Raw genomic sequence first — 15,791 nt, forward strand, 5'->3', positions numbered from 1 at the left:
TTTCCCATCTGTTAGTTTTTTTGAGCGCCGTTATTTTCGGGGGATCTACGAGCTATGCTCAGCCGATAGAATCTTTCAATTTAGCCTTCACCAAAGATGTGGCAAAAATATTAAGGGAACAAAGTATTCCAGGTGCGGCTTATGTGATTGTCCAAAACGGTGAGATCAAAGCGCTTGAAACATTTGGTCATACAGAAAAAAACGGTAAACAAGAAATTACGCCCACGACAGTTTTTCGTTTAGCGTCTGTTTCAAAACCTTTTGCAGCAACCGTTACAGCTCAATTAGCACTGGAAGGAAAGGTCAATTTACAAGCGCCTGTCACACAATTCATTCCAGATTTTGCTTTGAAAAACACTGACCAAGCGCAGCACATTAAAGTGCATCATTTATTAAGCCATTCTAGTGGTTTACTGCCGAATACGTACGATAATTTGTTACATGAAAACTGGAGTATGAATAAAATAGTTAAGCGATTCGATCGCTTATCACCGATTTGTAAGCCTGCAAAATGTTACGGCTATCAAAATATTTTATATGGCTTTTTACAAGATGTTGTTGAAAGTAGTCAGCCGCAGTCATACGCGACTGTTTTAGATCAAAGAATTTTCTCTCCGCTCAAGATGGATCAAGCCAGTGTTGGCTATCAAGCATTCCTAACAGAGAATAATAGTGCTCAGCCTCATATTTTAATGAGTCGAAAACCTGTTGGTCGAAAAGGCGCTGACGGTAAACGACGTATGAAGTACTCATGGAAGCGCGTTAAGGTTAATAGTGACTTTTATAAAGTGCCTGCTGCCGCGGGTGTTAATGCAAGTATTACAGATATGGCAAAGTGGTTAAGTGCGAATATGGGCTATAACCCAACAGTACTCTCGCCTGAGTTACTTGATCGAGTCACGACCCCATTTATTCGAACCAAAAAAGACTTAAAACGCCGATATTGGAGAGAGTTTCTAACCGACGCTCATTATGGTTATGGCTGGCGTATATATTCCATCGAAAATCACGATTTGATCTACCACGGCGGATGGGTTCAAGGCTTTAGAGCTGATATTGGTTATATGCCGGATTTAGATATTGGCTTCGCGATTTTAATGAATGCTGAGTCCAATGCGATCAGTAAAATTTCTGCTAGCTTTTGGCAGAGTATTGTGGATAAAGCAAGACAAACAAAACAACGAGCTTCAAGTACAGCAGCGCCGTAAATAAGTAGGTAAAAATGGTTTTAAACTGGTTTAAGCTAATCGGTAAATTACTCATTGCATTTGTTGTGATTATTTTATTGATTGTAGCGATTTCATTGGCTTATGTAAGCTGGGCGCCTATCTTTGGTGGGACGCCAGATGCGCAAAGTCAAAATAAAATAAACCGCTCTGCTAATTTCAATGGTGATATCTTTGTTAATTTAGTCCCGACTCAAGTTGCCACGCCAAATGACGCCTCGCAAACCCTATGGGCGACATTGCTTGATTTATTGATCCCTCCACCAGATAAAAACCCCCGCAAGCCACTACCAGCAGAACAATTGGTTAGCCTGAACAATGGCGACTATGTGTGGTTAGGCCATTCAAGTGTGGTGTTCAAGCAAGATGAATTGACTATTATGACTGATCCTGTGTTGCATCGAGCTTCACCTGTTTTTTTTGGTGGCAAGCCCTTTGCGCAAGAGGTGCCAATTGTAGCGAGTGATTTACCTAACCTTGATATTGTTTTAATTTCACATGATCACTATGACCATCTAGATAATGAAACACTTTTAGAGATAGACGATAAAGTCGGTCAGTATCTCGTACCACTGGGTGTAAAAGCGCACCTTCAGCGTTGGGGCATCGCTGATAATAAAATAGTTGAACTTGACTGGTATGAGTCGAAGGCGTTTGGTCCGTTAACTGTTGTGTTGACACCATCGCGGCATTTTAGTGGTAGAGGTTTAACCGATCGATTCAAAACGCTTTGGGGGTCATGGGTCGTCAAGAGCTCAGTTCAAACGATATATTTTAGTGGCGACGGTGGTTATTCTCCTGAGTTCGCTAAAATAGGTCAGCAATTTGGTCCATTTGATATCGCATTTTTAGAAGATGGTGCATATAACCAAGATTGGGCGCAAATTCATATGTTCCCTGAGCAGGCTGTGCAAGCTGCAATAGATTTAAATGCTGGGCTAGTGTTGCCGATTCACTGGGGCAAATATGACTTAGCGAGGCATCGTTGGACAGAGCCTGTAGAACGCATTAAAAAGGCCGCTCGCGAAGCAAATGTTGAGGTGACTACGCCTGTTATTGGCCAAGTCTTTCGCGTCGATGATTATCCTAAGAAATCTTGGTGGCTGGGTTATAAATAGTAGCCACCAAGATCTTAATCTAACCATCGCCTAAGACGAATCAATTAATCGAATTTACTCTCATAATTAATAGGTGGTGGCGTCCAACCGCGCTCATCACTATTATGTTTATCCATTCTATCTTTCGTCATCGCATGTTTTATTACATCTTCTAACTCGATGAATAACGTTCGATAGTCGGTGCTATACCTGTCTCCCTCATCTCTTTGTTGCCAGCTTTGATAGAGCTTTTCTGAGGCCATATCTTCTGTTTTACAAAACGTTGATTTCTTTTGTTCAACACTAAATGGATGAAAGCCTAATTCAGTTAATGCGACTCCACCCATGCTTAATGCGGAGAAGTATGTTTCGTTAATCGTGACATCAGCACCTGCTTGCTTTAACTCATAGCCGTGGCCTTTATCAAAGGCACGCGCTAATATTTTTACGTTAGGGTGGCTGTGTTTAACATGATGTACAAGCGTCACAGCTTCATCTTTGTTATCGATCGCGACGACAATCATACTTGCGTCATCAATGCCCGCTGTATGGAGTAATTCTGGCCTTGTAGCGTCTCCAAAAAACGTTTTTATTTGGATCTGACGCATATTTTCAACTTGGGTGGCTTCATGATCTAAGACGACGGTTTTAACACCATTGGCAACGAGTAATCGATTGATGATTTGCCCAAAACGTCCTGCACCGGCAATGATAACTTTGCCTTGTTCATCAATTTCATCATAGTTTTTCTCATTACTGCTCGCCTGGTACTTGGGTAATATGATTTTTTCAAAAACAATGAACAATACTGGAGTTGAGCACATTGATAGCGCAACAACGAGCTGTAGGATGCCAACAATATCGGCTGGAATAACGTTATTTTGGAAGCCAAAGCTTAATAAAACAAAACCGAATTCACCTGCTTGAGCCAAGCTTAATGAAAACAACCATCGGTCACTATTTTGTATCTTAAAGGTCATCGCTAGACCCCATAAAACAGATGCTTTGATGAACATGACCATTACAGTCAGTGCTAAAATAAGGCCTAGATTATCGGCCAGAACGCCAAAATTGATACCGGCACCAACGGTGATGAAAAATAACCCAAGTAATAATCCTTTGAATGGCTCTATATTAGATTCTAATTCATGTCTAAATTCGCTGTTCGCAAGTACAACGCCGCCCAAGAAAGTTCCAAGTGCTGGCGACAGACCAACTAGGCTCATCGAGGCAGCAATACCAACAACAAGTAACAACGCGGTAGCAACAAAGACTTCGCGTAATCCAGAGCTAGCAACATAGTGAAATAATGGTCGTGAGACAAAATGGCCAAGTAATATGACACCCCCAATTGCACCAATTATCACCATTGCATAAGCCCAAGAAGGCAACCCTGCAACCAAACTGAGCTCTTCATGATGGTCAGCACTTGCTTGCAATGCAGCACTTGCCTCGGCTAACTCAGGTAACGCTAGCATTGGAATGAATGCGAGCATCGGAATCACAGCAATATCTTGCATGAGGAGGACAGAAAAGGCATTTTTACCGCCCTCCGTTTTAGTTAAGCCTTTTTCATTAAAGGTTTGCAGCACAATTGCAGTCGACGATAATGAAAAAATCAAACCGATCGCCAACGCAACCGTCCAAGGTTGGCCAAACATTAACGCAATTATCGTGATAACCAATGTTGAAATTGATACTTGTAATCCGCCAAGTCCTAGTAGTTTATTGCGCATTTGCCATAACATTTTCGGCTCTAGCTCTAGGCCGACTAGAAACAACATCATGACTACACCAAACTCAGCAAAATGCTGAATTGTTACAGTTTCTTGGCCAACTAAACCTGTAATTGGGCCAATAATAATTCCGGCAATTAGATAACCTAACACTGAGCCTAAACCCAATTTTTTTGCCAGCGGCACAATCACGACGGCAGCGGCTAAATAAATACACGCTTGGATGAAGTAATAAGTCATTTTGCTGGCTCCTGTGTTGGAGTGATCAGATCATTGATTGTTGTTAAGTCACTAATATTGCTTAGATCTAGCTCGGTTCGGCTTAATTTTTCAAGTAAGCAGCGCCACTGGTTGAGATGATTATCTAACACGTCAGCAACTTTGTATGAACGTGAACTAAATAACGTGAAAGGAGGTAAGTACTTCATTCCGGTTAACGTTGCCGTTTGTTCAAGCGGCTGCAGTAGCTCTCGTACCGTAAAATGATTATATCCTTGAGCACGGTACGCTTCTTCTTTACCACCTGCGGTTAACGCGCAAATAAAGGTTTTCCCGTGTAAAGCGTTTCCCTCGCTGCCATATGCAAAGCCATATTCTAGAACAAGATCTTGCCACTCTTTGAGCAACGACGGTGTTGAATACCAGTAAAAAGGAAATTGAAAAACAATGATGTCATGCTCGCGCAATCGTTTTTGTTCGGTATCAATATCAATATTAAACCTTGGGTATTCCGCATATAAATCAACTGCAGTAACAAAGTCGAGTGACTTTGCTAACTCAAACATAGGCTGGTTGACTTGAGAGCGGTTCATTGACGGGTGGGCAAAGAGTAATAGAATTTTTTTATTATCGTTTGAATTCATCGTGGGTGCTCATTGTGCTAACTCTTATTCAGTTTAGTAACTCTATGAATTAGTGTTAATTAATTTTTCGTTAAAACATAATTAGTTTGTTATTAATACATATTGCATTAAGATGAATCAAACAGCTGTTTGAAGTGAGCAAAATGGAATTAGGAACGCATTTTCAACATTGGTCGGCATCGGGAGAACCACTTCATTTTTACGGAGCTAATGGTTTTCCGACTGGCTGTTATCAAGAGTTATTGAGTTCACTCGCCCGAAATTATGCGGTTTCGACATTATTTAATAGGGCGACATGGCCACATGTCAGTGTCCCCAAAAAGCTACATTGGCAAATTTATGCCGACGACCTTATTCACTTTATAGAAACTAAGATAAAGCAACCTGTGATCGGGGTTGGTCATTCGATGGGCGCTACTGCAACAGTATTTGCCGCAGTGAAACGACCAGACTTATTCTCAAAACTTGTTCTTATCGAGCCGGCAATGACCTCTCCATTTTTGGCAAACGTCTTGAAAGTAGCGCCTTTTAAATTGAAGAAACGAATTCAACCTATCAAGTTTACCGTAGGTAAACCGTCATACTGGGAAAGTAAGCAGGCGTTTTACGACGATTGTCGACGTCGTCATGTATTTAAGCGTATTAATGATCATAACTTAGCCCTGTTGGCAGAGCATAGCTTGGTTGATGATGAAGAAAATGCGTATCGTTTGGCGTTTCCTAAAATTTGGGAAGCCAAAAATTATGCAACGGCACCAAGTTTATACAAGCAGTTGGGGCAGCTTGCCATGCCAACGACAGCAATTCGGGGTAAGCCATCGTTATATTTTTCTCAAAAAAGCTGGCAAACATGGCAAAGCGTTAGCCCTACCAGTCATTTTTTAGAAGACAAAAATTATGGTCACTTGATGCCGCTGGAGTCGCCCACAGATTGTCTCGCGTTAATTGAACAAGGCATTGATCAAATGAGTTTGATAAAATAGTGCTATCAATGTCTTACTGATAACATTTAAATGAACCGGAAAAAGAAAGTTAAGCAAACACTAAAAGCTAAAATAAAAAAGCAGAATGCCAAACTGCATAAAAGCAATAAGCCTAGGTATATCTCAAAAGCAGAGCGAGAAAAGATGGCACAGCAAGCCGAGCAGCAAAATGCCGAAGATCAGACGTAATGCACCATCATGAAAAAGTGACAACTGGCGCCACCTAGTACGAAAACATGCCAGATAGCATGGTTAAATGGGATCTTTTTTTGTACATAGAAGTAGACGCCTGACGCATATACAGCGCCACCAACAGCGAGTAAAATCGTTCCACCTAACGATAATGCTTGATACAAGTGATGAATCACAAAGAGTGAAATAAAGCCCATCCCTAAATAGGTGATTAATGAAACCACCTTGTATTGAGTGCCAAACTTGATTTTGAACCAAATACCAATAATCGCGAGGCTCCATATTAGGCCAAGCATACTGTAACCTAACGTACCTTGAAGCGTGACCGCCATTAATGGTGTGTAAGTGCCTGCGATTAGCAAGTAAATTGCACAATGGTCTAAGGTTTTAAGCACCTTCTTCGTTTTACTATGGGCAATCGCATGGTAGAGCGTTGAGGCTAAAAACAAAATGACAAGGCTAGCACCGTAAATAGCGAAGCTCGCAATCCGAGACACATCACCCTCTAAGGTTGCCCAAAATACAAGTAAAGTTAATCCTGCTACGCTCAGCAGTGCACCAATACCATGACTTACGGCATTCGCTATTTCTTCCGCGACTGAGTATGGCGCGTGCTCATTTTCCGGCAATTGAGTTGATGGTGATTGCATAGTTAAACCCTTTGGCGTACACGTGTACGCTGAATATATTATCATCCACCGTTTAATAATTAAAGTTGTCTGACCAGTATTTCGTCGATTTCGGCGAGAGTTATAACGCTTGTAAACGATCGTTGTGCACTTTACGTATCACCATGAAACAGTGAATTAGTGACAAAACGTAGTTGTCATCTTGACGGGTTTTTAACTAAATTTAACAGATAAGACATTGTTAACGAGGTGAAAAATGCGCGAAAGTAAGGCATGTATGCATGGCTATTATCGTATCAGTTGCCAAAACAATATACTGTTCGCCACGCTAAAAGGCGCGTGGAATGAAGATACCGCCCATGCATATTGCCAAGACTTTAAACTCGAAGCAGAAGCCTTAACGAATAACAATTGGGGGCATTTAGTTTATTTGGCGGATTGGGAAATGGGTGTCCCGGGTGTCGACAAAATATTGGAGCCTTTGTTGTTCTGGTGCATTGAAAATAAGCTGACTCATGCAGCACATGTTATGGGGGCATCAAGAATCACTAAGAAGTACGCAGCTAAAATCGTTCAAGAACGAGACCCGGTATTTACGAAAGGTGTTTTTCACGACGAGGCTGAAGCCGTTAGTTGGCTTGCAAGCATGGGTTATTCGCCAAAGTAGACGATTGTTGTTTGGATTTCGTATAACGATTAAATGTTTATGAAGGGCCAACGATGGACACATTGACAATCAATAATGACAAAAATTTGTATAGCGTCGACCATTTACCGTTAATTACTGTGTATGACGACAATTGGTTTTTACGCAATGATTATGACGTTTTATCGCCCGGACAACGCAATTATCTTGCGAGCTTTTTCAAACAAAATAACTTTGTGACAAAGACGGGAAAAACCATGTCGGATGGTCGATACACCGTGCATTTTCCTCGTCCTCAATCGAATCTCGCGATTTCTGCTTACGATGCAAAGTTTATTGAATCGCCACAACGCGATATTTACTGTTTAACGCCGACTCAATTTGCTGAAGCACTCTTTTACTTCGGTATCAATGAAACAGGTGAAGAGAATATTGTTGATAATGTGAAAGCGCTAATTGAAAAGTGTCCTTATAATATCGAGTGGCTTAGGGATATTAGTTACCGAACCCCGATAGAGCAGGTCACGATTGAAACGTTCAATGAACTCATGGCATACCAAAAGCAAATCATTGAAAACAAATTCAAGAAAAAGAAAGCGTTAAAATAAAATTCACTGAATTCGTATGCAGTGACTTTTAGGGTTGAGTAGAAACAGTCTAGAGTGGATGTAGATTCAAAGGACTGCTCTATGACAACTGATAATAATTATATTCAACACCTTCACGCGTTCCGCGGTTTCGCTATTTTAAATGTCGTTGGTGCCCATGCATGGTCTTTCATGATTTTCTGGACTGGCGGACTTAACAATGACGCTATCCCCTGGTTATTTTGGTTAACCGAAACTATTTTCCACGGCTCAACCTTATACTTTGCGATAATTTCTGGAGTGTTATTTAGTCTGGTACTTAAACAGAAGAGTTGGCGCAGTTTTTATCGTAGCAAATTGATGTACGTTATTGCGCCATACTTGGTCATGTCGCTCTTTCTAACGGCATACTATTGGCAATACATTTCGCAACAGGCATCCATCGACAATTCGTTAGTCGGTTTTATGAAGGTAGCGGCAAACAGCGTGATATTTGGCAAAGCAGATATACATTTTTGGTATATTCCAGTGCTTGCTGTATTGTTTTTGCTAACACCGTTATTGAAGCACCTCACGACGAGCCACAAGTTCATTGTTTGGGGCCTACTATTGGCACCGCTCGTGATTTCCCGAAGTCCATTTCCGGATTTTTTAAAAGTTCAGTCCTTTGTGTATTTTGCTTGTGCTTACTTTCTTGGCATGGTGGTTGGCCAATATTACGAAGACGTCAAAGCATTCGTTTCACGTTATTGGGCTTGGTTGGTTTGGGCCATGATAGTTTGCTCTTGCGCGTTATACGCGTTGTACCATCATAATTACCAAGTCTCAGGCATGTTCTCTATTCGGCAATCACTGGTTTATGTTCAAAAGGTCATTATTGCGCTTTTGATGCTCTATTGGTTGTCAAAAATAGAGATGAAATTACCTCAATGGCTTAACTCGCTGGGTAGCTATGCGTTTGCGATATTTTTCATGCATGTTGTTTTTATGGGATTTGTTATCCAATTTGCCCGCTCAAGTGTTGAAGTTAATCGGACCGTTGCCACGATCGCTTTGTACGGTAGTTTGAGTTTTCTCGTCGCTATTATAGGTAGCATTGCTGTCGCATGGACAATGAAGAAACTCTTTAAAAAACGTTCAAGAATATTGATTGGTGCTTGAACGTGAAATGCCAGTTCTACGCTTTTAAGGTATGTTTGATGTCTTACTTTATTTGCTTATAAAAGCACTAAGTAGATGTAATTTATATAAAATCTAATTATGCTAGACAATGTTATTGAGTGATTGGCCACCAAAAGAAACTACACTTTTATACAGTTTTCCACAATCCAATACGCCTTTGTCAGATTGAGGTCATTATCATTCAATGACAATTAATTACATTTACTGGAAGGAAACGTGAATATTTTTAAGCGCTTTAAAAAAACCGCTCAAGTGCTAAGTCTTGTTGGTTTTTTAGTACCTGCTCTAGCATTGGCCGAAGAGGGCAATGTGCGAGATGGTGCATATTTGGATATTGGTATAGCGTGGGGACATCAGTCAGACCCGTTTATTTATGATGATGAGGACGATTCTGGCCTTGATTTGCTAATCAATGGTCGATACCAAAAGTACGGTCTATTTGTTGAGTTCCCTCACGGTACATCTAAACAACAGGCCACCATTCTATCTTTGGGTTACAACTTTCTAAATACTGAACATTGGTCATATGATTTGCAATTGGCCATGAACCATAGGGACCTAGACCATCAATTACCCGTTACCAACCGAGTGAGTCGACGGGTTAGTCACTCTAAGCTGGGTCTACGCGCATTAGGGGATTATGACAATACACATATCAAATTGATTGTTGCAGGCGCGAGTGGCGACCAAGATGGTGGCTTGTATGCTTCTGCTTGGTTTAGTCAAGAATACCTTTATTATAATTGGAACTTCTATGGCAGCTTAGGGATTGAGTATCGTAATGAAGATGTTGTTAATTATTTCTATGGAATTAACGAAGTAGAGGGCTTACCTTATTATCGAGGTGAAGCTGGGCTTGAATATACTGGCCAATTAGGCACAAGTTATCCGATCAATGAAGATTGGGTATTTGAAGCGTTTGTCCGTACAACACTTTTGCCATCGGGCATTAGTGACAGTCCATTAGTCGATGGAAATACCGTTATTGATGCAGCGTTGGTGGTGAAGTATGTTTTCTAAAATCACCAATATTTTGAGTTTGTTTGTAAAAGTGGTCGGATTGTTTAGCCTCTCAAGTGTTTTTTTAGTTGCCCATGCGCAGCAACAAGAGTCGATAGCTGAGCTTATTATCAAACCGACAAAATGTGTTTCTTTAAAGCAAGATCAAGTCTGTTTTGTTAATGTCGATATTACATGGCGAGCGCCAGAAACTGGTGATTACTGTGTTTCCTCTTCGCAGCAAACTGAGCCGCTCCAGTGTTGGTCGTCAACCCAAAAAGGTCAGTTATCACAAGAGGTTGAAATGTCGAAAGACGTCATCTTTAAGCTAACCAATGATGCTGGAGACAAAGTGATTGTAACAACTGTGTTGCCGCTTGCTTGGGTTTATAAAAAGGAAAAATTCTCGCACTCTTCATGGCGAATTTTCTAGTACCAGAGTAGACATTATCACTATAAAAGCGCACTGATATTTCAAATCAGTGCGCTTTTTTTTTGGCTCATTGCTTTGAAAAAACATGTGTTACAAAAAGCTACATTTTTGAATATTTTTATACGCAATTGAAAATCCTAATTTTTTATCATCTTCGTTGTTGGATAAAATAAATTAATAAGGATTTCTTCATGTCTAAATCAAGGTACAAAACAGGATTATTTACAACCCTTGCATGTCTTTCTCTAGTCGTTGGCTGCAGTGGTGGCAGCGACAAAAGTAGTGCGCCGGTTGTGGTACAACCGATACCAGTAGAAACACCATTCGATTATCAAGCAACAATAGATAACGCAATATCTGAAACGATACCGGGCATTGCGTTATTCGTTGAAAAAGAGGGCCTTACGTTCTTGGGCACAGCAGGAGTGACAAATACCGATACGTTAGAGCCAATGCAAAGTTATCATGTCATGCCAACGGGTAGTGCAGGAAAAAAACTTACGGCATTGTTGGCAGTGCTGTTGGAGCAAGAAGGTTTATTGAATTTAGATGACCGAATCAATACGTTTTTGGACATAGAAATCCTCGAACAAATAGAAAATAGTGACTCGATGACAATAAGACAGTTGCTAAATCATACGGCTGGTGTTTTTGATTACCTTGATGATGCGAATGACAACGCTTTTTATAATGCGGTGTTAAGCTCTGATCCAATGACGTTGAAATTAGATCGATATGCCTTGTCATTTGCGTTAAATAAGCCAGCCTATTCTTTACCAGGTGACGCTTTTAACTACTCAAATACTGGTTATCTTTTGGTCGGATTAATTATTGATAAAGTGCTTGGTGAGCACCACTCTGTCGCTGTTCGACATCGTATTTTTGATCAACTGGGCATGAATGAAAGCTTTTATGGTGGCATTGAAAAAGAACGTGGAGAAATAATTTCTGGTTACTTTAAAGATGAAACGGTAGGTGTATTAGATACTAAGCCCTTTTTCGAATACATTGGGGTAGCTGATGCTCCCTTGAGAGCGAATGTTGAGGACTTAGCGCTACTTTTAAAGAACTTAGTTGCGGAGGATTCAGTATTTTCTGACGATGTACAAGCACGCTTTTTTGATGAAAACTCGGTGGTACAAGTTGATGCCACAACGGAATATGGTTTAGGTATTTTCAAAGAAAATGTTAATGGTAAGACGATTTATCATCACGGTGGGGTTGAGCCAGGTTATACAACAGCGAATATTTTTATTAAAGATTCTCAAACCAGTATAACTGCCTTCTTTAATTGTGGTTTAACGGCTGAATGTGAAGCGCAAACTGATAAAGTCATACAAATTATTCTGGAAAATGAGTTAAAGTAGGACGTTAGCAAAAATAAAAATAAAAGCCATGGAAGCAAGTACTCAAAATTGCACTCACATCTTAATTGTTGAAGATGACGTCAGCCTAGCAGAATGGATAAAAGAATATCTTGAACTGAAACATTATCAGGTGAGTGTTCTTGGTCGCGGAGATTTAGCGGTTCCATTTATTATCGAGCATAATCCTGATTTGGTTATTCTCGACGGAATGCTGCCTGGGCTAGACGGCATTGATGTGCTTAAAGCGGTTCGTCCGAGTTACACCAATACGATTATCATGGTGACGGCACGGGATGAAGAGCTTGATGAAGTCCTTGGTTTAGAAATGGGTGCAGATGATTACCTGACCAAGCCACTTAGAGCCAATGTTCTTTCAACTAAGATCCGAAAATATTTGGATCGTCAAAGTGCATTGCGCCCTAAGTTGACCGAGCCAATGGAGCTGAAGGGTGATGTAAACAACATTCGCTACGGTAATTTATCGGTTGATAAGCAAGCTCGTTCAGTAGAGCTTGACAATGAATTTCTTGATATTTCGACAAATGAGTTTGATCTCCTGTGGTTGCTCGTTGAAAGGGCTGGGGATACTGTGACGCGTGATGAATTGACGCAATCATTGCGAGGCTTTGATTATGATGGTTTCGACCGTACTGTTGATTTAATTGTGTCTAAATTGCGTAAAAAGTTAAAAGATAACCCAAGTCAGCCTTACCGCATTAAAACGGTGTGGGGCAAAGGCTATTTACTGGTAAAAAGTGCTTGGTAGTTCATGCGTAATTTATTGATATCTCTCGCTGGTGTCGCCCTATTGGCAACAATAAGCCTAGGTTGGCTTTTTGACACCATTTATGAACAATATCAAGGTGATAGTAGACCTGTTTCAAGCGTTGAACTTGCAGAAAGCATAGGTCAGAACTTGTCCGTTGCAATTAACGATGCGCCAAACGGTGAAATGATACTTCAACATTGGCCTAGTGATAGTCAATATCGTTTGTCGATCGCATCCATGTCTGATGCTGCATTGCCTCAAGCGCTTGTAAAACAATTAACGCAAGGCGAGGTAATCATTCTGGAAACAGAAAGTATGCAGCTGTTTCATTATTTCCTCGAAGATAAAAATCAAGTACTGATTGTTGAGTCGCCTCGACTGAGTCAGCTCAATGAATATACGTTAGAGCAATATTTACTTACGTTGTCATTCTATGTGCTTCTGATTGTTCTTTTCCTGATGTGGGCCTACCCCTTACTCCAGCAACTTTCGCGTTTACGAAGAGCGGCAAAAGCATTTGGAAATGGACAGCTTGATACTTTAATAACCAGTAAATCAACCTCTTACATTCGCGATATTGAAATTGAGTTTAATCAAATGGCAAAGCGTATCAATAGTTTGATGGACGACGTTAAGCTGTTAAGTACTGCTGTCTCTCACGATTTAAGGACGCCACTGGCAAGAATTCGATTTGGTATTGATACGTTGACCGAAGTGGAAGATGAGCAACAACGAGCGCGTCTTCAGCACAAGCTAGGCAAAGATGTTGATGAAATGACGTCTTTAGTTGAGGCACTACTCAATTTTGCGAGGCTTGAGCAGCAAACATTAGCCCTTGATAAAACAAAAATCGCACTGGTTGATGTGATTAATGAATGCATAGACAACAAACATCATGACGGTGTGCAGATAACCTTTGAATGTAAGGCCCCAGCAACGGTGCTTGCTGATCAACATTATCTGAAAATGGCACTAAATAATGTCATTCAAAATGCTATCAACTACGGTAATGGATTGGTTTCAATACAGTTAACCACCCAAGATAATTCAGCGGTTATTACAGTATGTGATGATGGCAATGGTATTCCTGTCGATATACGCAATCAAATTACTAAACCTTTCATTCGCGGCGCTAATTCTACTGCTGAACATAAAGGCCATGGTGTTGGCCTTGCGATTGTTAAACGCGTAATCGACTGGCATGACGGATCGCTATGTATCAGCAATTCAACTAAGCTTTCGGGCGCGGAATTGACGTTAGTCATCCCTATAACCAAGTAATCGAAAATGAAAATATTTTGTTAGAGTCGCGCCATGCTGAGTTCGTTTCAACTCATTGATTTTTAGGTAGACTTTATTGTCCCAACTATTGTCCAGATTATTTACAAAGCATCGAGTACTTATGCCTGAAATCAATCTAATTTATTGTATTTTATATCCTTTTATTTGTTGGCATATTAATTTTTTTACCCGAATAAATGATGTTATTAATTTTTTAAGGTAATAGGACTTTCACATGGGTTTAATGAAACTATTTTCTAAAGCAGCGGCTTTAGCGACGCTTTTACTTTCTTTAAATGCTAATGCAGATTTAATTACGGTTGAATTTCAAATTACGAATTACAACAGTGAAGTAGGTACTTTTACTGGTGTTGATATCGACAATAATGCTTTATTAACGTTTGATGAATTGACTGATTTTGACTGGAGCTCAATTGCTTTTGGTCATTTTTTAACTAATGTTTCTGACTTAACTGACTTTGGTGATTTTAACCTATTAACGAATACGTGGATTCCAAATGGTACAAGTTGGGTAAATTCAGCTGACAATGCATATTTTACTAGGAACAACAGAAGTAGCTCTGTTAACTCTTCTTGGGGGCCTGACATTAACATTTTATCCACTACAGTGGTACCGAGTGGTAATTCAGTTTCTGTTCCTGAGCCTTCAGCACTGGCTATTTTGGTATCCGCCTATTCCCACTAAGTAATGCATTTCTGATAGTTTTTGGCGATCTACACGTGCGTTAAATATGAAATTTCAAACAAATGTTTAATTTTTTAGAGTAATCACTTTACAAAGGTAAAGTAATTACTCTATAATGCATTTGTTCCTTGCGAACACCTGTTGTAATAATTTGTATATTTTCTAGCTTTCCCCATAGCTAATCCGCCGATGATTTTATCATCGGCTTTTTTCTTTCTAGTCTTAAATATTTTCTGGGGTAGTCATTTAACGGTCATTTTTCTTGTTTTTTGGTCGATCTCTGCAGAAATAATCTTACTTAAGAAATATTTTTCTTGTTTATCCGCTCTATACTTTAGATGCTCGCAAGTTTGTATTGAATGGAAATTCTTTTTGTCGTGTGTCATTTTGTTTTGAAGTACAGCATGGTTTGAAGTAAATATGAGTGTTAAAACTAAATTAATAGGGCAGCTAGCAGGATCAGTAGCTACGTTAGTTTTTTGCCTTACAGCTACTGCGAATGAATTCACTGTTACGGTTGTCGACTCTGATCAACAGCCCGTGAGTGATATTGTTGTTTATTTAACGCCTAGCTCCGGTGTAGAAGAATTAGCACCTAATACTGAGCCGTTAATTATTGATCAAAAAGATAAGAAGTTTTCACCTTACATCACTGTATTGCAAAAAGGGCAGGCGCTCAATTTCGTGAATAAAGATGATATTACTCACCACATTTATTCTGTATCTGGTGAGAACCGCTTTGAGTTTAAAATTAAAGAGGGCGAGACTAAGACCACGCACGAATTAATGTCGACTGAAGAGGTGGCAATGGGGTGTAATATTCACGACTGGATGAGTGGTTACGCTTTAGTCGTTGAAACGCCCGTCTTTGGAAAAACAGATGAACAAGGAAAGCTAACGGTAACACTGCCTGTTAAAGACAGTTATCATGTTACTGTATGGCATCCTCAGCTAGATGTTGAGGCTAATCGAGTCTCTACGTTGTTAGAGTTAACTGCTGATAATATGAGCCATGTCATTAAGTTACCTAAAAAATTGTTACCCATTCCCGAGCAAGTAGGGCAAGATGAGTTTGATTTTCTCGAAGGTTATTAA

Annotated in this window: 17 protein-coding genes; 14 read left to right on the forward strand and 3 right to left on the reverse strand. The window is 40.1% G+C overall.

What is annotated here, in order from left to right:
• Positions 1-98 precede the first annotated feature (98 nt).
• Positions 99-1,208 (forward strand): serine hydrolase domain-containing protein, encoded by a 1,110-nt coding sequence (locus QQK05_RS00165; RefSeq protein ID WP_284295312.1) that lies wholly within the window; start codon positions 99-101, stop codon positions 1,206-1,208.
• A gap of 14 nt (positions 1,209-1,222) precedes the next feature.
• Positions 1,223-2,344, forward strand: coding sequence for an MBL fold metallo-hydrolase (locus tag QQK05_RS00170; protein WP_284295313.1), 1,122 nt, complete (start codon positions 1,223-1,225; stop codon positions 2,342-2,344).
• Positions 2,345-2,388: 44 nt separating this feature from the next.
• On the opposite strand, the gene QQK05_RS00175 is transcribed toward QQK05_RS00170, so the two are convergent.
• A complete protein-coding gene (locus QQK05_RS00175; protein ID WP_284295314.1) occupies positions 2,389-4,299 on the reverse strand; it encodes a cation:proton antiporter domain-containing protein in 1,911 nt (636 codons plus the stop codon).
• Complete coding sequence (locus tag QQK05_RS00180; protein ID WP_284295315.1) at positions 4,296-4,922, reverse strand: NAD(P)H-dependent oxidoreductase; 627 nt, start codon at positions 4,920-4,922, stop codon at positions 4,296-4,298. The genes QQK05_RS00175 and QQK05_RS00180 overlap by 4 nt, the downstream gene beginning before the upstream one ends.
• Positions 4,923-5,065: 143 nt before the next feature.
• On the opposite strand from QQK05_RS00180, the gene QQK05_RS00185 reads away from it, so the two are divergent.
• Positions 5,066-5,905 carry an alpha/beta hydrolase gene (locus tag QQK05_RS00185; RefSeq protein WP_284295316.1) on the forward strand — a complete coding sequence of 280 codons (840 nt, stop codon included), beginning with the start codon at positions 5,066-5,068 and terminating at the stop codon, positions 5,903-5,905.
• 30 nt (positions 5,906-5,935) lie between these two features.
• Entirely contained in the window at positions 5,936-6,094 is a 159-nt protein-coding gene (locus QQK05_RS00190) for a DUF2986 domain-containing protein (protein ID WP_284295317.1), read from the forward strand.
• Here QQK05_RS00190 and trhA read toward each other — a convergent pair.
• Entirely contained in the window at positions 6,085-6,747 is a 663-nt protein-coding gene (gene trhA / locus QQK05_RS00195) for a PAQR family membrane homeostasis protein TrhA (protein WP_284295318.1), read from the reverse strand. The two genes, QQK05_RS00190 and trhA, sit on opposite strands and share 10 nt — an antisense overlap.
• A 235-nt stretch (positions 6,748-6,982) precedes the next feature.
• Between trhA and QQK05_RS00200 the strand changes: the two genes are divergently transcribed.
• From QQK05_RS00200 to QQK05_RS00245, 10 genes are all read left to right on the forward strand, one after another.
• Complete coding sequence (locus tag QQK05_RS00200) at positions 6,983-7,393, forward strand: hypothetical protein (RefSeq protein ID WP_284295319.1); 411 nt, start codon at positions 6,983-6,985, stop codon at positions 7,391-7,393.
• Between the two features lie 53 nt (positions 7,394-7,446).
• The gene (locus QQK05_RS00205; RefSeq protein ID WP_284295320.1) at positions 7,447-7,980 is read left to right on the forward strand and encodes a hypothetical protein; all 534 of its coding nucleotides are present in this window, start codon (positions 7,447-7,449) and stop codon (positions 7,978-7,980) included.
• Positions 7,981-8,061: 81 nt separating this feature from the next.
• Positions 8,062-9,120 (forward strand): acyltransferase family protein, encoded by a 1,059-nt coding sequence (locus tag QQK05_RS00210; protein ID WP_284295321.1) that lies wholly within the window; start codon positions 8,062-8,064, stop codon positions 9,118-9,120.
• A gap of 237 nt (positions 9,121-9,357) precedes the next feature.
• Positions 9,358-10,161 carry a MipA/OmpV family protein gene (locus QQK05_RS00215; RefSeq protein WP_284295323.1) on the forward strand — a complete coding sequence of 268 codons (804 nt, stop codon included), beginning with the start codon at positions 9,358-9,360 and terminating at the stop codon, positions 10,159-10,161.
• Positions 10,151-10,573 carry a DUF3019 domain-containing protein gene (locus QQK05_RS00220; protein ID WP_284295324.1) on the forward strand — a complete coding sequence of 141 codons (423 nt, stop codon included), beginning with the start codon at positions 10,151-10,153 and terminating at the stop codon, positions 10,571-10,573. Before QQK05_RS00215 ends, QQK05_RS00220 begins: the two co-directional genes overlap by 11 nt.
• A gap of 191 nt (positions 10,574-10,764) precedes the next feature.
• Positions 10,765-11,940, forward strand: a complete 1,176-nt coding sequence (locus tag QQK05_RS00225) for a serine hydrolase domain-containing protein (RefSeq protein ID WP_284295325.1) — start codon at positions 10,765-10,767, stop codon at positions 11,938-11,940.
• A 28-nt stretch (positions 11,941-11,968) separates the two neighbouring features.
• Positions 11,969-12,706, forward strand: a complete 738-nt coding sequence (locus QQK05_RS00230; RefSeq protein WP_284295326.1) for a winged helix-turn-helix domain-containing protein — start codon at positions 11,969-11,971, stop codon at positions 12,704-12,706.
• A gap of 3 nt (positions 12,707-12,709) precedes the next feature.
• Positions 12,710-13,990: an ATP-binding protein gene (locus QQK05_RS00235; RefSeq protein WP_284295327.1), complete on the forward strand. Its 1,281-nt coding sequence runs from the start codon at positions 12,710-12,712 to the stop codon at positions 13,988-13,990.
• A gap of 235 nt (positions 13,991-14,225) precedes the next feature.
• Positions 14,226-14,696, forward strand: a complete 471-nt coding sequence (locus QQK05_RS00240; protein WP_284295328.1) for a hypothetical protein — start codon at positions 14,226-14,228, stop codon at positions 14,694-14,696.
• Positions 14,697-15,116: 420 nt separating this feature from the next.
• A complete protein-coding gene (locus QQK05_RS00245; RefSeq protein ID WP_284295329.1) occupies positions 15,117-15,791 on the forward strand; it encodes a hypothetical protein in 675 nt (224 codons plus the stop codon).

This window comes from Thalassotalea loyana (genome assembly GCF_030161435.1).
Taxonomy (GTDB): Bacteria; Pseudomonadota; Gammaproteobacteria; order Enterobacterales; family Alteromonadaceae; genus Thalassotalea_G; species Thalassotalea_G loyana.